This window comes from Sporosarcina sp. QA0331, assembly GCF_055808055.1.
Genome location: NZ_CM147850.1, coordinates 449,278 through 464,990, shown reverse-complemented (window position 1 = coordinate 464,990; position 15,713 = coordinate 449,278). Strand labels below are relative to the sequence as shown.

Sequence of the window (15,713 nt, the reverse complement as noted above, 5' to 3'; positions counted from 1 at the left end):
TCAAAATCCTTAGATACGTTTATCAATTACGCCTTGGCGTAATTGCGTCCAGATTTTTCGAGCTCGCTCGAAAACTCCTTCTAAAAATCTGTGACATCCGCCGGAGGCTTAACGCAATTCAGCCGGGTGTTGAGGCCCATTGAACTTAGGAGACTAAACCTCCGTCCCAACAATTATAAAAGTAGGGAATCTGCTGAATTAAGTTAATTAAGATTCGGACGGTACGAAGTTTTTCTTGAATGCGTTGATCGCATCTTTCATTACTTCATCAGACGGAAGGTCTTTCGTCGTACGGATATGATCATACACTTCAGTGTGGTTAGATTCGAGCCAGCTCGTCACTTCGCTCTCGAAGCGAAGGATGTCATGCACAGCTACGTCGTCAAGAAGTCCACGCGTCAACGCATAAAGGATGACAACTTGGTATTCCACTTTAAGCGGCTTGTTCAAGTCTTGTTTCAACACTTCAACTGTACGCTGTCCGCGGTCAAGTTTCGCTTTTGTCGCTGCGTCAAGGTCGGAACCGAATTGCGCGAACGCTTCAAGTTCACGGTATGCTGCAAGGTCAAGACGGAGTGTACCCGCAACCTTTTTCATCGCTTTGATTTGCGCGGAACCACCTACACGGGATACGGAAAGACCGGCGTTGATCGCTGGACGTACACCAGAGAAGAAGAGATCCGACTGCAAGAAGATTTGACCATCTGTGATGGAAATAACGTTCGTTGGTATGTAAGCAGAGATATCCCCAGCTTGTGTTTCAACGAATGGAAGTGCAGTGATTGAACCTGCGCCTAATGTATCATTCAACTTCGCTGCACGCTCAAGTAGACGGGAGTGCAAGTAGAATACGTCACCAGGATAAGCTTCACGGCCTGGAGGACGGCGAAGTAGCAAGGAAAGTTCACGGTAAGCAGCCGCTTGTTTAGAAAGGTCATCATAGACAACAAGGACGTGCTTGCCTTGGAACATGAATTCTTCAGCCATCGTTACACCTGTATAAGGTGCAAGATATAGCAATGGAGCTGGTGAAGAAGCAGATGCTGTTACAACGATTGTGTAATCAAGCGCACCGTTTTTACGAAGTGTTTCTACAACCCCACGAACTGTGGATTCCTTTTGTCCGATCGCTACATAAATACAAATCATATCTTGGTCAGCTTGGTTTAGAATTGTATCGATTGCAACAGTCGTTTTACCAGTTTGACGGTCACCGATGATCAATTCACGCTGTCCACGGCCGATCGGTACAAGTGCATCGATCGCCTTGATGCCTGTTTGCAATGGCTCATGAACGGATTTACGTGCCATGACGCCTTGTGCAGGACTTTCAATTGGACGAGTTTTTGTCGTTGCAATCGGGCCTAATCCATCAACTGGCAAGCCGAGTGAATTCACGACGCGTCCAATCAGTTCCTCACCGACAGGAACTTCCATAATACGGCCAGTCCGACGTACTTCATCGCCTTCTTTGATATCTGTGTATGGTCCGAGGATAACGATACCTACGTTGTTCGCTTCCAAGTTTTGCGCCATACCCATGACACCTGTAGAGAACTCAAGAAGTTCTCCGGCCATGACGTTGTCGAGGCCATGAGCAAGAGCGATACCGTCACCGATTTTGATAACCGTACCGACTTCGCTTACTTCCATCTCAGACTGATAGTTTTCAATCTGCTGCTTAATCAGCGTGCTGATTTCTTCAGCTTTGATGCTCATGTATGTCACCCCTCAATTTCTAATTAGGATCCGATCAGTTTACGTTGCAGTTTGTCGAGCTTCGCGCTCAAGCTGCTGTCGTAAATCTGATTGCCGATTTGGAGACGGACGCCCCCGATAAGGCTTGGATCGATGATATTTTCAATGCGTAAAGAATGTTTGCCGACTTTTTGTGCAAAAGTTGCCGAAATGGCATTCGTCTCTTGCTCCGTCAATGGGCGCGTCGAGTACACTTTCGCTTCCGCGATTCCCGCTGCATCATCCGCAAGTCCGAGAAATTCTTCGAAGACATTTTGAGCTTCATCCATCCGTTTTGCATCGAGCAATACGTACAATGCATTCATTACGATTGGATTTACGCCTTTGAAAATGTTCGCAATCAGTTCCTTCTTCTTCGCTGATGATAACTTCGGAGAACCTAATAGTTCACCAAGATCTTTATTGTCACGGAACACACTCACCAATTCTTTCATTTCTTCTTGAATTGCGCTGGTTTGTCCGTGTTGCTGAGATAGCTCAAAAATTGCTGTTGCGTATCGTTTTGCTACGACCGAGTTGCTCATCGGCTTTCGCCTGCCTTCACAATCGTTTCTTCAATCAAAGCACGGTTGTCCTCTTCAGAGATTTCTTTTCCAAGAACTTTAGATGCCGCCAAAATTGAAAGTGAAACGAATTCTTCGCGGACAGCTGCAACTGCTTTTTCTTTCTCTGTCGCGATTTCAAGTGTAGCGGATTCTTTCATCCGGTTCACTTCTGCACGTGCTGCTGTGATCAGCTCTTCACGTTGTGTTTCGCCTTGTTTGCGCGCGTTTTCAACAATCGCTTGTGCGTTGTCACGTGCTTCCTTTAATAGGGCACGTTGCTCTTCCAAAAGCTTTTGAGATTCCAAGCGGCTGTTTTCAGCTGCTTCGATTTCATTTGCAATCAATTGCGCACGTTGATCCATCACGCCCATTAGTGGGCCCCATGCGAACTTTTTGAGTAGAACCATGAGGATCGTGAACATTAGTACTGTGACGATGATGTCGCCTAGATTCAACCTGTTATTCAATGCTGACAAAAATCCTCCGCCGCTTGCGGACAATAGGATGAAGGTGTTTCCTAACACGATTGTTTCACTCCCTTCAAGAGCTCATGTCAATTTCGATATTGTATAGAAAGAACGTTATTCTTAATTTTCAACTTCAAATTACTATTTCAAACGTTAGTAGTTACATAAATGAATGGCGAAGGGCAATTTGCCTCGTTCTTCGCCATTTTGTAAAGTTGTTGTACTATTATTGGTTCATTACGATGAACGCGATAACTGTCGCGATGATCGGAAGGGCCTCAACTAACGCTACCCCGATGAACATTGTTGTTTGAAGCATACCGCGTGCTTCTGGTTGACGAGCGATACCTTCTACTGTTTTAGAAACGATCAAACCGTTACCGATACCTGCTCCAAGTGCACCAAGACCAACTGCAAGTGCTGCTGCTAATAGACCAACTGAACCTACCATAGTGTAATATCCTCCTAAAATTTCATGTTTTTTGTTATTGTTTACTAACCCACTAATGGGGCAATATATGTTTAATGATCCGTTTGGACTTTATGCGCCATGTAGACCATCGTTAACATAACGAAGATGAAAGCCTGGATCGCTCCGATGAAGACTGAGAAACCTAACCAAGCGATTGACGGGATGATTGCTCCGATAAGACCGAATGCACTGCCAGCCCCGAGTGTTGCAAGTAGACCGATGAGGATCTCCCCTGCGAAAATATTACCGTAAAGACGTAGACCGAGTGTCAATGTGTTTGCAAATTCTTCAATAATTTTAAGTGGTGCCAAGAATGGCATTGGTTGAAGATACGTTTTGAAGTATCCTTTTGTCCCCAATTGTTTAACGCCATAGTAATGGGTTAACACAACTACCATTGAAGCGAGTGTCATCGTAATGACAGGGTCCGCTGTAGGCGATTTCCACCAAAGTTTATCGTCCCAGACTATCGCGAATGGCAGTCCGAGCATATTTGCTACGAAAACGAACATGATCAAGGTGATTCCGAGTACGTGGAAACGGCCACCTGTTTTCCAGTCCATATTGTTCTTAATGATCCCTTTGACGAAATCCATGACCCATTCCATGAAGTTCTGCATGCCGGTCGGTTTAATTTTCAAATTGCGCGTCGAGAGGACGGCGATGAGGAAAACGACTAGACATGTGACAAAGAGCATGAGAACGTTTGCTGGGTTAAAGCTTAAGAATCCGATTGTAATGTCCGGATTTTCATGGTTCACGTTTCGTTCACCTCCCTTATGCGTGTCAGTTAGAATTGCTTGACGTGGACTACGATTCTGTCAATTAACAACAGAACGTATGGAATCATCAGTCCGATCACTGTTCCGATCAGATCAAATTTTTCCGGCATCGACAACGCAATGGCTGCCGCTGCCACACCGGATCCGAATCGCAATGCGGTTCCTCCGATTGACTTTGTTCCTTTTCCTTCCGAAATGTTCTGATCAAATCTTTCCATTCTACGGACAAGAATAAAGAAATTATACAGTCCGAACAAGGAGCCTAAGATTAATCCGCCAAAAATCGGTTTGAAGTCAGTAAAAGCCCATCCGATGACAAACAGTGCGAGCAAAAAAAAGAGTGCCTTTTTCTGCCTATTAAAAATGTGTCGCAGTGTATGCATGATGGGTGATTCTCCTGATTCGTATTTTCCGGGTCTGGCGATTTCGAAAAGGGGGGCGAGTACAATGAAGCAATGAGCTATGCCAAACGACTTAAGTCGTTTCCCTAATAAGGGCTTGTACCGATAGAGACTCCGAAAAAGGTCGGAACCTGTAATTATTTGTGAATCGCCGTAAGCAACTGACCACCAGGAGGCGTTGCTACTGAGCACGCTCATGGAGACCTTCGTGGAACGACGTCCAATAAAGGATGATAGAATCGCCCAGAAGCTTATCGCCAAGGCGTTTATCATATGTATGATTCCCTATCATTCTTACCCTTTGTAAGCATACAATAGGGGCATTTTGATGTCAATTGATTCCCGTGAAATTCTTCACAAAGTCTTCATGTTGTCAAATAATAGACATATTTGCACAGAGAAATATTTTACATTGAAAAAATGAGGGATTTCCCTCAGTATGACCCGATGAAAAAATCCCTCACTGGCGTGGATTCACGCGTTTTTTTGTTGAATGTGCAAGCGTTGTTCAAAGTGCACAAACGTTTTATTCATTTTAGTTCACCGAGGAAAGATATTCCTTCAATGCGCTGACGATCCGTTCAGATGCGTGGCCGTCTCCGTATGGATTGGACGCTTTCGCCATAGTGCTATATTCCGCCTCGTCGGATAGAAGTGCGTCTGTCATATTGAAGATCGTTTCTTCGTCAGTGCCAGCAAGCTTCAAAGTTCCCGCTTCAATGCCTTCCGGACGCTCCGTCGTGTCGCGAAGGACGATGACCGGTTTGCCGAGTGACGGCGCTTCTTCCTGGATGCCGCCAGAGTCGGTCAAGATAATATGCGAGCGCGCGGCGAAGTTATGGAAATCGACGACTTCGAGCGGTTCGATCAAGTGAACTCGCTTGTTCGAGCCGAGGATTTCGTCAGCCACTTCCCGTACGGCCGGATTCATATGGACCGGATAGATGACTTGAGTGTCCGGATGCTTTTCAAGGATCCGGTTGATGGCACGGAACATATTGCGCATCGGTTCGCCCAAGTTTTCACGTCGATGCGCGGTAAGAAGGATGAGCCGATCATCTCCGATTTTATCAAGAATCGGATGATGATAGTCATCTCTCACCGTCGTATGCAACGCGTCAATCGCTGTATTCCCTGTAATGTAAATCCGGTCTTCCTGTTTTCCTTCATTTAAAAGGTTTTGTGCGGACTTTTCGGTCGGCGAGAAATGAAGGTCGGCAAGGACGCCCGTCAGCTGGCGGTTTATTTCCTCCGGATACGGAGAGAATTTATCCCATGTCCGAAGGCCCGCCTCGACATGGCCAACTGCGATTTTATTGTAGAACGCAGCGAGGCTGCCAACGAAAGTCGTCGATGTGTCGCCATGGACGAGCACGATATCGGGCTGCGCCTCTCTCATGATCTCATCGAGCCCTTCCAATCCGCGGGTAGCGACATCGATGAGCGTCTGCCGATTTTTCATGATGTTCAAATCATAATCTGGTGTGATGTTGAATGCATGCAAAACTTGGTCGAGCATTTGACGATGTTGCGCTGTCACCGTGACGATCGATTCGATCTCCTCAGGATGCTTTTGCAGTTCGAGTACGAGCGGCGCCATTTTAATCGCTTCCGGCCGCGTACCGAATATCGTCATCACTTTCCATTTCCGTTTCAATCCATTCACGCCTCCCCCATTATTTTGTTCCATTGTTATTTTGTGCCAAACAGGCGGTCTCCTGCGTCGCCAAGACCTGGAACAATATATCCGTGTTCGTTCAATTTTTCGTCCAATGCAGCAATATACACATCGATATCAGGATGTGCTTCCGTGAATACTTTCACGCCTTCAGGAGCTGCAATCAAGCACATGAAGCGGATGTTTTTTGCACCGCGTTTTTTCAATGAATTTACTGCCTCTACTGCTGTACCGCCCGTTGCCAGCATCGGGTCGACGAGAATGAATTCACGCTCCGATACATCGGAAGGAAGTTTCACGAAATACTCATGCGGTTGAAGTGTTTCCGGATCACGGAACAAGCCGATATGTCCAACTTTCGCTGCCGGAATCAAGTTCAAGATGCCATCGACCATGCCGATGCCTGCACGAAGAATAGGTACGATCCCAATTTTTTTGCCTGCCAATACATTTGATTTTGCAGTCTGGACCGGTGTTTCCACTTCCACTTCCGTCAACGGAAGATCGCGGGTAATTTCATACGCCATCAATGTCGCCACTTCGTCGACGAGCTCGCGGAACTCCTTCGTTCCCGTGTTCACGTCACGAATATGCGTCAATTTATGCTGGATGAGCGGATGATCGAATACATGTACTTTTGCCATTGCTTATCGCTCCTTTTCGGAATGTCCTGTACATTATAACAGAAACATGTCGATTTACACATCGCGAATGTGGATAATGTCGGTTATGCGTGGATTTTGTGTTATATGCGGATTTGTGGCGGTTTATGCGTGGGAATTCTGATTTATGCGCGTATTTAATGATTTATGCGAGGAAACTGCGATTTATGCGTTTTTAGGTTGATTTTGGATAGGTCGCGGAGATAGTTTGATGGCAGGGGCTCTTCGGCGCGCTGAATGCTTTTGACAAATTAAATGCACTTCTTTGCGGGCGGCTTAAGCAATAATAAAAATCCCCGCTCTCGCGCAGAGAGCGGGGCTAATTAATTATGCGTAGAGCGGGAAACGGTCTGTTAATGCTTTGACGCGCTCGGCCGCTTCTTTTTTCGCAGCTTCGTCTTCGTGGTTTTTCAATAGGTTGGCGATGATGGAGCCGATCTCCTTCATCTCTTCCTCTTTGAAGCCGCGTGTTGTGACAGCTGGTGTTCCGATACGGATGCCGGACGTGACAAATGGGCTTTCCGTGTCGAATGGAATAGTGTTTTTATTCACAGTGATGCCGACTTCGTCAAGGACGTGTTCAGCGACTTTGCCTGTGATGCCGAGTGATTTCAAATTGACGAGCAACAAGTGGTTGTCCGTTCCGCCTGATACGATGTCGACACCTTCAGCCATCAAGGATTCCGCAAGGGCTTTCGCATTTTTCTTCACTTGCTGGATATGCGATTTAAACTCAGGCTTTTGGGCTTCGCCGAATGCAACCGCTTTTGCAGCGATGACGTGCATGAGCGGGCCGCCTTGGATGCCAGGGAAGATTGTCTTGTCGATTTTGCGTCCGAATTGCTCAGCGAATTCCTCGTTGACAAGGATCAATCCGCCACGTGGTCCGCGCAATGTCTTATGCGTCGTCGATGTGACGAAGTGCGCGTGCGGCACTGGATTCGGATGCTCGCCTACTGCGACAAGGCCAGCGATATGTGCCATGTCGACCATCAAGTACGCACCGACTTCATCCGCGATTTCACGGAATTTCGCGAAGTCGATTTCACGCGGATACGCGCTTGCGCCGGCAACGATCAATTTCGGCTTATGCTCAAGCGCTTTTTGACGGACGTCTTCGTAGTCGATACGCTCGTCTTCTTTGCTGACGCCGTACTCGACGAAATTGTACAGGATGCCCGAGAAGTTGACCGGACTGCCGTGCGTCAAGTGCCCGCCGTGGGAAAGGTTCATACCGAGAACAGTGTCGCCCGGCTCAAGAATTGTGAAATAGACAGCCATATTCGCTTGCGCACCGGAGTGGGCTTGCACGTTTGCATATGCCGCGCCGAAAATTTCCTTCACACGGTCGCGTGCGATGTTTTCAACGACATCGACATGCTCGCATCCGCCGTAGTAGCGTTTGCCTGGATAGCCTTCAGCATATTTATTCGTCAAGTAGGAGCCTTGTGCTTCCATGACCGCTTCCGTCACGAAGTTTTCGGATGCAATCAATTCGATATTCGCGTTCTGGCGGTTCTTTTCCGCCATGATCGCTTCGTACACTGCTGTATCTTCACGTTTCACATTGCTTAAATCCATGATTCCATTTCCCCTTTTCTGAATTTATATATCCGGATGCAGGCGCTGACCAAATGTGCAAGCTTGTCCGGTGATTAAACGCCGCTGTTCTTCTGCCAAGCCGGAATATATACCGGATATGGCGGAGAAAGCTGGCAGGCGCTTCTATTGAAATGAAGATTAGTCTTCCACCGGGCGGCTATAGATTGCCCGTTCACCGCCGATCAATTTCGGGCGGGTCGTCGCTACAGTGACGACGGCGTCCCCGATTTTGTCGATGGACGTGCGCAGCGGGACAGCGACTTGCTTCAGATGCATGCCGATCAGTGTCTGGCCAATATCGATCCCTGCATGTGCGCGGATCGATTCGACGACGACTGCGTCTTTCAAATGCTCAAACGCATATGTGGACATTGATCCGCCGGCATGTACCGCCGGAATGACGGATACCGTGTCGAGATTCATTTTTTCCGCAGCTTTGCGCTCGATCGTCAAGGCGCGGTTAATATGCTCGCAGCCTTGGAAAGCTAATTGTACATCATACTTTTTTGCAAATGCTTCTAACGGCTTGAATAGTGCTTCGGCGACTTCTAGCGCGCCTCCCGTTCCAATCCGTTTGCCAGCGATTTCAGACGTCGAGCAGCCGACGACGAAAAATGTACCTGGCGTGAATGTTGTCTGCTCCGCCATTTCTGATAGCAGCTGTTCGAGCTGAAGCTTCAATAAATTCAATACATCATCCATTGCCTTGCTCACCTCACTTATTTTCAAGCTCTGTCAATTTGGCGACGCGTCGTTCGTGACGGCCTCCCTCAAATGAAGTGTCGAGCCATGCTGTTGCAACTTCCCGCGCTAGGCCTGGTCCGATAACACGTTCTCCCATGGCAAGGATATTCGAATCGTTATGCCCTCTCGTCGCCTTCGCACTGAAGACATCATGAACGAGCGCACAACGGATTCCTTTCACTTTATTCGCAGCGATCGACATGCCGATCCCCGTTCCGCAAATGAGGATGCCACGGTCGAACTTCCCGCTTGCAACACCGTCTGCTACAGGTTTGGCGTAATCCGGATAATCGACCGATTCGTCGGAGTTCGGACCAAAATCTTCATAGTCCAATCCTAGTTCCGATAATAAGTCCATGATTTCATGGCGCAGACGATTACCGCCATGATCCGAAGAGATTGCGATTTTCATTGCGTCCCCTCTTTTCTTAATTTACTCACAAATCATTCTACCATTGTTCGACAAAAAAACACAGCCCTGGTGTTACTATTTCGGGCTGTGAAATGAATGATATTGTTATGAACGATCGAACTGGCTAATGACTTTATAAAGGTCTTCCGATTGCTTCTTCAAGTGGCTCGCCATAATGTCGGTCTGCTCGATCGATTTCACTTGTTCTTCCGTGGCAGCGCGTACTTCTTCTGCGCCTGCTGATGTCTGTTCCGCGATTGCTGCGACTTCTTGCGATTGCATAGCGGTCGTTTCGATATTCGATAGCTGGTGTTCAACGAGTTCCGAAATTTTGACGACGGAATCGGCCATACCATTCACTTTTGCCGCCATCGCTTCAACGTTGCCGCTCGTTGCATCGGCGCGGTTTGCTTCGTTCGCAGCCGTGCTCACTTGCCTTTCCATTTCTTTCACGACTTTCGTGACGACGTCGGACTGGATCATTTTCACAAGTTCGTCGATGCTATGTACCGCTTTCGCACTTTCATCCGCAAGTACCCGCACTTCCTCCGCGACGACTGCGAAACCTTTTCCATGCTCTCCAGCACGTGCTGCCTCAATGGATGCGTTCAACGCGAGCAAATTCGTCTGGCTGGCGATGCTGCCGACGAGCTGTACGATTTCACCGATTTTTTGCGCGTTTTGATCGAGTTCGCGAATTGTACCGAGCGACTGCTCGCTTTGATTCGACATGTCCCGGATTCCTTTTACGAGCGCTCGGAATACTTCTGTCGTGCGCTCAAGTTCCACAAGCATCTCTTTCGATTGCTCGGACGAATCTTCCGCACGGCTGCTCACTTCCGCTGCCAATGTCCGTACATCCTCAATCGCCTCTGCCGTTTCCTGGATCGCCACTGCTGAAGCTTCTGCGCCCGAGGAAATTTCCATAATTGTTGAAGCAACCGCGTCTGCTGTGATGCCGCACTGCTTGTCTCACCGGATAACCGATCAACCGTATGAGCCGTCTTTTCGAAATTCGTCTCTATTTCCGCGACGATTGTTCGCAAATTGACGACGAGCTGTTGGAACGCTTCCGCAACGGAGCGAATTTCGTCGGACGACTTCGGCAGCTCGATATCCGTGCCGATTTTTCCGTCTGCTACCTCGATAGCCGCCTTCTCCAAGTTCTGCAACGGCTTCGTCAAAATTATGCTGAATAAAGCCGCCAAAATGCCTGACCATATGATTCCTAACGCATATGTACTGATCTCAAATACGAACGGCTGGATGTTCGGAAAGAACTCCGGCCCAATATAGTTGATGAACAAGGCGCTCGTCGAATATGTGACAACTGCAAGTACCGTTACGAATAATACCAATTTTTTACGCAAGCCGAATTTCTTCTTCATTCCCCATCCTCCGTCAGCTTCATCTTCAACTGCTCAATCAACATGTCCAATTCATCGAAAGTCGTCCGGTACGTCGCTAAACTGCCGCCGTACGGATCGTGCACATCCCCGAAATCCCCCGGCGTTGCGAACTCTTTCAACGTAAAGGTCTTTTTTCAACTTCCGGGAATACATGCAGCAAAAAATCCTTATGCGACATCGTCATCGTCAATACGAGATCCGCCCATTCCAGCTCCTCCGCTGTAACTGCATTGGAAACTGGCGTGTATGGCATGCCCGCTTCTTCGATTAGCGTCTTGGCGTTCGTTGAGATTGGCAACCCGTCAACCGCACTTACGCCAGCCGACCGAACCTTGACGCCCTCTATCGCCTTTGAACGGAGAATCGCCTCCGCCATCGGACTCCTGCATGTATTCCCTGTGCAAATAAAATAAATATTCATTCATGATCACCTACCTTTAGAATACCTGATAGCCGTGAAGAAAGAAATAGATAATTTCATCGAAACCATGACAATATCCCCATGACCAATAAAGCAAGTCCCGCAATAAAGCGAAGCAGCCTTCCGTTTTTAATGCTCAAAAATCTTCCGAAATAAAGGGCCAAGCAGGAAAAAAGAACGAGAGGAATCCCGAAGCGAGAATGAACAGTATTTTATTCAAATGGAGCATGCCGAAAGAAACGCTCACCGAAAAGGTGTCCAAGCTGACAGCTAGCGCAATGATTGCAGGATGGAGCTGCCGTTTCAGCATGCTGTTATCATCATCCTGCAACAACATGTGGATACCGATCAATGCAAGCAAAACCCCTGACAGCAAATGGCTCCACACCGTAAAAAGATTGGCGGACCAGTCCCCCATGACAAATCCTGCGAATGGCAGCACCATGTTCAGAAATGTTATCCACAGTGCGAGGACGAGCCTTCCTTTCCGCAATTGGAGCAACGATAAAACAACGACGACATCGATTGTCGTGACGCTTGCAGCGAATATTTCCAACAATGATTTGACCTCCCAACTTCCGCATCCATCCATCTTATGCGCTCGTTTAGGAGGTCATTCATATCCTATTATCCATTCATCTTCTTATCCGTTCATCTTCGATTGTTAGGAAAATGGTTCATTCATTACCCGTTGTACCGTTTCCCATCCGCCGCTTTCAACAGCCGGTTCATGACCGCTGCGCCAACTCCTTCTGAATCGGTCGCAGCAGCGAGAATAACATCGGCGTCCGTTGAATCGCATTGGCGGATCGCTCCGTAAAGATTTACCGCCATCGCCTCGTTATCATGGAGCGGACCGACCGGGAAATACCAGTCTGCCAGCGCAATGTCGAATTCATCGGGCCCAATGACAGCTACCCGTTTCCCTTCTGATTTCAGCTGCACGACTGCTTCACGGATTACCGACTCGTCCGGCTGAATGACGAAAAGCGGCGACTCCGGGGCGTAATGCATATATTTCATGCCAGGTGCACGCGGTGCTTCCTCATCGGTCGCACTTGGCGATTTGCTTTCAGCGCGAACTGCGCCAATCACTTCCTCGATCATTTCGCGCGTCACACCACCGGGGCGCAAAATTTCAGGAGGCGTAGCCGTCATGTCGAGAACAGTCGATTCAACACCGACACCCGTCTTTCCGCCGTCGACGATGAGAGGAATCCTTCCGTTGAGATCGGTCATGACATGTGCAGCTTCCGTCGGGCTCGGCTTTCCACTTCGATTCGCGCTCGGTGCAGCAAGCGGTCCGTCAAGCGTACGAAGAAGCTTTAGCGCGACAGGATGATCGGGCATCCGCAAGCCGACCGTATCAAAGCCCGGCGTGACATTTTCCGCAATGACACCAGGCCTTTTATGGAAGACGAGTGTCAACGGGCCAGGCCAAAATGCATTCATCAGCTTACTTGCATTTTCCGGTACGTCCACTGCATATTTTTCCACATCTTCTGCATTTCCTATATGTACGATGAGCGGATTGTCGGAAGGGCGCCCTTTCGCTTCGAAGATCCGTTGTACGGCAGCCGCATCAGTCGCAAGTGCGCCGAGACCGTAAACCGTTTCGGTCGGGAACGCGACGACGTCTCCATCTTTCAACATATCCACAGCACGTTGATAACTTATTGAGTTATCCATATCGTTATCCACTGAAACAATTTCAGTTTCCAAAGTTCAAACCCCCATTTATACACAATTTCATCCACTTATCCACAATTCGAAGTGGATAACTTTAATCAAATAACGACTTTATCCACTCCCAAATGAAGAAAGTGACTTTCTCGTCGTCAGATTCTTCCACATCTTTGTCAGGGAAACAGACCCTTGGGAATAAAGAGCACCACCAATTGTCACCCCGCCCGCTGCCGATCGTCAAAATATACGCGTCATACGGCGCTTGCGGCGTAATAACAAAGCCCGACCGCTTCGGCGGGAACAGAGCTGCTGTCCGCTCGAAGCGTACGTCTTGTCCGTCCGCCATCGATTTAGCAGTTTCCAAAATGGTTGATTCTATCGCTTTTAAGTTATCCACAATTTCTGATTTCGATTCTGCTTGTGAAATCGCTTGATTGATCATCGGCTCGATGACAAGCTGAATTTCTTTCTTCAATTGCTGATCGGCAGGTGCATTTGAGTGCGACAGAATCCGGAACCTGATCTCCTCTTCCTGCTCTCCCTGCCCTGTAAATAACATCAACGCGGATTGGATGAGGAACAGAACGAGAATGAACTCAACAACTGCCATCACACGATCCATCCGCTTATTTGGTTTTAGATTAGTAATTTCATAGTCTTGCAACATATCGATCCCCTCCTGACCTCATTGTGGACAGGGTCGGAAGGTTTTATTCACGAATCTCGCAAAATATCATTCGATCTTTTCCGTTCACATCTTTTTCTATGGAAACCCGCGCACCCGGGAACGCCTTTTGGAAAAGCCCGCTCACTGCCGGCCCTTGAAGATAGCCGATCTCGACGCCGATGAGCGAAGGCTTGTTCATAAGCGGCGGCAATTTTTCCGCAAGCTGCTTATAGAAGAAAAGTCCATCATCATCCGCGAACAACGCGCTATGCGGCTCATAATCGAGCACTGTCGCAGACATTTCTTTGGACTCGTCCCAAGCAATATACGGCGGATTCGACAGGACGATATCCCACTTTTCTCCTGCAATCGGTTCCGTCATATTGCCGTGTCTGAAATCGACGTCGACTCCATTACACTTCGCATTCCGCTTCGCAACTTTGAGCGCCGCTTCACTAATATCTGTCGCCGTGACAAGTGATTCAGGTCGTTCTTTTTTGAAGGCAATCGCGATTGCGCCGCTTCCTGTACCGATATCCGCCACGCGGCATTCAAGGAACTTGCGGCTACGTTCAAGCGCGCCAAATACGAGCTCCTCCGTTTCAGGCCGTGGGATGAGTACGTGTTCGTTCACCTCGAACGACAGCCCGTAAAACTGTTCTGTGCCGATAATATGTTGGACAGGCTTGCCTGTGAGCAGCTCATCGGTTTTATTCCAAAACGCTTTGTGCTGTTCAGGTGTGAGCGGCTCTCGCAAATCTGCGAGCATTGCGGCACCGGATTTTTGCGTCACATGCTCCATGAGCAGCTGTGCGGCATGGCTGTCCAAGTTTTTCGATTCGAGAAGAGATTTCGCTTTATTGAGCGCTTCATAGATTTTTTCAGTCATTCTTATCTAAGCTTTCTAACCGTCTTGCCTGATCTTCGACGATAAGCGAATCGATTACTTCATCGAGCTTCCCTTCGATGATCTGGTCGAGTTTTTGGATCGTGAGTCCTATACGATGGTCTGTCACACGGTTTTGCGGGAAGTTGTACGTGCGGATCCGTTCGGAGCGATCGCCCGTCCCGACGGCGGATTTCCGCTTTTCATCGTATTCCGCTTGCGCTTCCTGCATGAATTTATCGTAAATACGCGCGCGGAGGACTTTCATCGCTTTCTCTTTGTTTTTGATTTGCGATTTTTCATCTTGGCACGAAACGGTGATGCCTGTCGGCAAATGCGTCAGACGGACAGCGGACATCGTCGTGTTGACGGATTGCCCGCCCGGTCCGGATGAAGCGAATGTGTCGGTTCGGATGTCTTTTTCGTGGATATCGATTTCAACTTCTTCCGCTTCCGGCAATACGGCGACGGTTGCAGTCGACGTATGGATGCGGCCGCCCGATTCCGTTTCCGGCACACGCTGGACACGATGCGCTCCGTTTTCATATTTCAGCTTGGAATACGCGCCGCTCCCGTTGATCATGAAAATGATTTCCTTGAATCCGCCAAGCTCGGTCGGCGAGGAGTCCATCACTTCCACTTTCCAATGATTCGTTTCTGCGAACCGGCTATACATTCGATATAAGTTGCCCGCAAACAGCGCCGCCTCGTCGCCGCCCGCCGCGCCGCGGATCTCCATAATAACGTTTTTATCGTCGTTCGGATCTTTCGGAACGAGCAACAGTTTCAGTCTCTTTTCAAGCGACTCGATCTGTTCATCGAGCTCCGCGATTTCCATTTTGACAAGTTCTTTCATTTCGTCGTCTAACGGTTCCTCGAGCATTTCCTTCGCATTGTTATACTGCGTCGTCGCGCTCTTAAATTCACGGTACGCATCGACGGTATCCTGCAAGTCGGACTGCTCCTTCGAATACGTCCGCAGCTTAGTCATATCACTCACAATATCCGGATCGCTCAGCAATTCATTCAATCGCTCATATCGATCCTCAACGGCTTGAAGCCTATCAAACATAGTCATTGCACCTCTTCGTTCTCAGTCTGTTTTGTATACTAATTGTACG

General features: G+C 48.3%; 18 protein-coding genes and 1 pseudogene. All 19 read right to left on the bottom strand.

From position 1 onward, the window contains the following. Nucleotides 1–207 precede the first annotated feature (207 nt). The 19 genes and pseudogenes from atpA to prfA all read right to left on the bottom strand — a co-directional run bounded on the left by atpA (nucleotide 208) and on the right by prfA (nucleotide 15,664). Nucleotides 208–1,719 (bottom strand): F0F1 ATP synthase subunit alpha, encoded by a 1,512-nt coding sequence (gene atpA / locus AC0L13_RS02410; protein ID WP_473643583.1) that lies wholly within the window; start codon nucleotides 1,717–1,719, stop codon nucleotides 208–210. Nucleotides 1,720–1,742: 23 nt separating this feature from the next. Then, entirely contained in the window at nucleotides 1,743–2,282 is a 540-nt protein-coding gene (locus AC0L13_RS02405; protein ID WP_473643581.1) for a F0F1 ATP synthase subunit delta, read from the bottom strand. Then, nucleotides 2,279–2,803 (bottom strand): F0F1 ATP synthase subunit B, encoded by a 525-nt coding sequence (gene atpF, locus AC0L13_RS02400; RefSeq protein WP_473646816.1) that lies wholly within the window; start codon nucleotides 2,801–2,803, stop codon nucleotides 2,279–2,281. The genes AC0L13_RS02405 and atpF overlap by 4 nt, the downstream gene beginning before the upstream one ends. Before the next feature lie 193 nt (nucleotides 2,804–2,996). Continuing rightward, the gene (atpE, locus tag AC0L13_RS02395; RefSeq protein WP_252501943.1) at nucleotides 2,997–3,221 is read right to left on the bottom strand and encodes a F0F1 ATP synthase subunit C; all 225 of its coding nucleotides are present in this window, start codon (nucleotides 3,219–3,221) and stop codon (nucleotides 2,997–2,999) included. Between the two features lie 71 nt (nucleotides 3,222–3,292). Continuing rightward, the gene (gene atpB, locus AC0L13_RS02390) at nucleotides 3,293–4,003 is read right to left on the bottom strand and encodes a F0F1 ATP synthase subunit A (protein WP_473643578.1); all 711 of its coding nucleotides are present in this window, start codon (nucleotides 4,001–4,003) and stop codon (nucleotides 3,293–3,295) included. Between the two features lie 29 nt (nucleotides 4,004–4,032). Further along, complete coding sequence (locus AC0L13_RS02385; RefSeq protein WP_473643576.1) at nucleotides 4,033–4,407, bottom strand: ATP synthase subunit I; 375 nt, start codon at nucleotides 4,405–4,407, stop codon at nucleotides 4,033–4,035. A 553-nt stretch (nucleotides 4,408–4,960) separates the two neighbouring features. Further along, the gene (wecB, locus tag AC0L13_RS02380; RefSeq protein WP_473643574.1) at nucleotides 4,961–6,115 is read right to left on the bottom strand and encodes a non-hydrolyzing UDP-N-acetylglucosamine 2-epimerase; all 1,155 of its coding nucleotides are present in this window, start codon (nucleotides 6,113–6,115) and stop codon (nucleotides 4,961–4,963) included. Nucleotides 6,116–6,117: 2 nt separating this feature from the next. Then, a complete protein-coding gene (gene upp, locus AC0L13_RS02375; RefSeq protein WP_060209505.1) occupies nucleotides 6,118–6,747 on the bottom strand; it encodes a uracil phosphoribosyltransferase in 630 nt (209 codons plus the stop codon). A gap of 345 nt (nucleotides 6,748–7,092) precedes the next feature. Further along, on the bottom strand, nucleotides 7,093–8,346 hold the full coding sequence (gene glyA / locus AC0L13_RS02370) for a serine hydroxymethyltransferase (RefSeq protein WP_473643571.1): 1,254 nt from the start codon (nucleotides 8,344–8,346) through the stop codon (nucleotides 7,093–7,095). Between the two features lie 159 nt (nucleotides 8,347–8,505). Further along, on the bottom strand, nucleotides 8,506–9,069 hold the full coding sequence (locus tag AC0L13_RS02365; RefSeq protein WP_473643569.1) for a TIGR01440 family protein: 564 nt from the start codon (nucleotides 9,067–9,069) through the stop codon (nucleotides 8,506–8,508). A gap of 13 nt (nucleotides 9,070–9,082) precedes the next feature. Continuing rightward, the gene (rpiB, locus tag AC0L13_RS02360; RefSeq protein ID WP_440498233.1) at nucleotides 9,083–9,523 is read right to left on the bottom strand and encodes a ribose 5-phosphate isomerase B; all 441 of its coding nucleotides are present in this window, start codon (nucleotides 9,521–9,523) and stop codon (nucleotides 9,083–9,085) included. A gap of 105 nt (nucleotides 9,524–9,628) precedes the next feature. Continuing rightward, nucleotides 9,629–10,911, bottom strand: a pseudogene (locus AC0L13_RS02355) (methyl-accepting chemotaxis protein). Then, on the bottom strand, nucleotides 10,908–11,051 hold the full coding sequence (locus tag AC0L13_RS02350; RefSeq protein ID WP_473643566.1) for a hypothetical protein: 144 nt from the start codon (nucleotides 11,049–11,051) through the stop codon (nucleotides 10,908–10,910). Before AC0L13_RS02350 ends, AC0L13_RS02355 begins: the two are co-directional and overlap by 4 nt. Continuing rightward, on the bottom strand, nucleotides 11,048–11,353 hold the full coding sequence (locus AC0L13_RS02345; protein WP_473643564.1) for an arsenate reductase/protein-tyrosine-phosphatase family protein: 306 nt from the start codon (nucleotides 11,351–11,353) through the stop codon (nucleotides 11,048–11,050). Before AC0L13_RS02345 ends, AC0L13_RS02350 begins: the two co-directional genes overlap by 4 nt. A gap of 136 nt (nucleotides 11,354–11,489) precedes the next feature. After that, nucleotides 11,490–11,912: a manganese efflux pump gene (locus AC0L13_RS02340; protein WP_473643562.1), complete on the bottom strand. Its 423-nt coding sequence runs from the start codon at nucleotides 11,910–11,912 to the stop codon at nucleotides 11,490–11,492. A 125-nt stretch (nucleotides 11,913–12,037) separates the two neighbouring features. Beyond that, the gene (locus AC0L13_RS02335) at nucleotides 12,038–13,075 is read right to left on the bottom strand and encodes an L-threonylcarbamoyladenylate synthase (RefSeq protein ID WP_473643559.1); all 1,038 of its coding nucleotides are present in this window, start codon (nucleotides 13,073–13,075) and stop codon (nucleotides 12,038–12,040) included. Between the two features lie 61 nt (nucleotides 13,076–13,136). After that, entirely contained in the window at nucleotides 13,137–13,706 is a 570-nt protein-coding gene (locus tag AC0L13_RS02330; protein ID WP_473643557.1) for a stage II sporulation protein R, read from the bottom strand. A 43-nt stretch (nucleotides 13,707–13,749) separates the two neighbouring features. Continuing rightward, a complete protein-coding gene (gene prmC, locus AC0L13_RS02325; protein ID WP_473643554.1) occupies nucleotides 13,750–14,595 on the bottom strand; it encodes a peptide chain release factor N(5)-glutamine methyltransferase in 846 nt (281 codons plus the stop codon). Beyond that, nucleotides 14,588–15,664, bottom strand: a complete 1,077-nt coding sequence (gene prfA / locus AC0L13_RS02320) for a peptide chain release factor 1 (protein WP_473643552.1) — start codon at nucleotides 15,662–15,664, stop codon at nucleotides 14,588–14,590. Before prfA ends, prmC begins: the two co-directional genes overlap by 8 nt. Between the last annotated feature and the right edge of the window lie 49 nt (nucleotides 15,665–15,713).

What these genes read in the sequence shown, in the direction of transcription:
- AC0L13_RS02385 (WP_473643576.1), bottom strand. Translation starts at nt 4,407, where the DNA reads ATGCATACACTGCGACACATTTTTAATAGGCAGAAAAAGGCACTCTTT.
- glyA (WP_473643571.1), bottom strand. Translation starts at nt 8,346, where the DNA reads ATGGATTTAAGCAATGTGAAACGTGAAGATACAGCAGTGTACGAAGCG.
- upp (WP_060209505.1), bottom strand. Translation starts at nt 6,747, where the DNA reads ATGGCAAAAGTACATGTATTCGATCATCCGCTCATCCAGCATAAATTG.
- atpA (WP_473643583.1), bottom strand. Translation starts at nt 1,719, where the DNA reads ATGAGCATCAAAGCTGAAGAAATCAGCACGCTGATTAAGCAGCAGATT.
- wecB (WP_473643574.1), bottom strand. Translation starts at nt 6,115, where the DNA reads ATGGAACAAAATAATGGGGGAGGCGTGAATGGATTGAAACGGAAATGG.
- AC0L13_RS02365 (WP_473643569.1), bottom strand. Translation starts at nt 9,069, where the DNA reads ATGGATGATGTATTGAATTTATTGAAGCTTCAGCTCGAACAGCTGCTA.
- rpiB (WP_440498233.1), bottom strand. Translation starts at nt 9,523, where the DNA reads ATGAAAATCGCAATCTCTTCGGATCATGGCGGTAATCGTCTGCGCCAT.
- AC0L13_RS02405 (WP_473643581.1), bottom strand. Translation starts at nt 2,282, where the DNA reads ATGAGCAACTCGGTCGTAGCAAAACGATACGCAACAGCAATTTTTGAG.
- prmC (WP_473643554.1), bottom strand. Translation starts at nt 14,595, where the DNA reads ATGACTGAAAAAATCTATGAAGCGCTCAATAAAGCGAAATCTCTTCTC.
- atpE (WP_252501943.1), bottom strand. Translation starts at nt 3,221, where the DNA reads ATGGTAGGTTCAGTTGGTCTATTAGCAGCAGCACTTGCAGTTGGTCTT.
- prfA (WP_473643552.1), bottom strand. Translation starts at nt 15,664, where the DNA reads ATGTTTGATAGGCTTCAAGCCGTTGAGGATCGATATGAGCGATTGAAT.
- AC0L13_RS02345 (WP_473643564.1), bottom strand. Translation starts at nt 11,353, where the DNA reads ATGAATATTTATTTTATTTGCACAGGGAATACATGCAGGAGTCCGATG.
- AC0L13_RS02330 (WP_473643557.1), bottom strand. Translation starts at nt 13,706, where the DNA reads ATGTTGCAAGACTATGAAATTACTAATCTAAAACCAAATAAGCGGATG.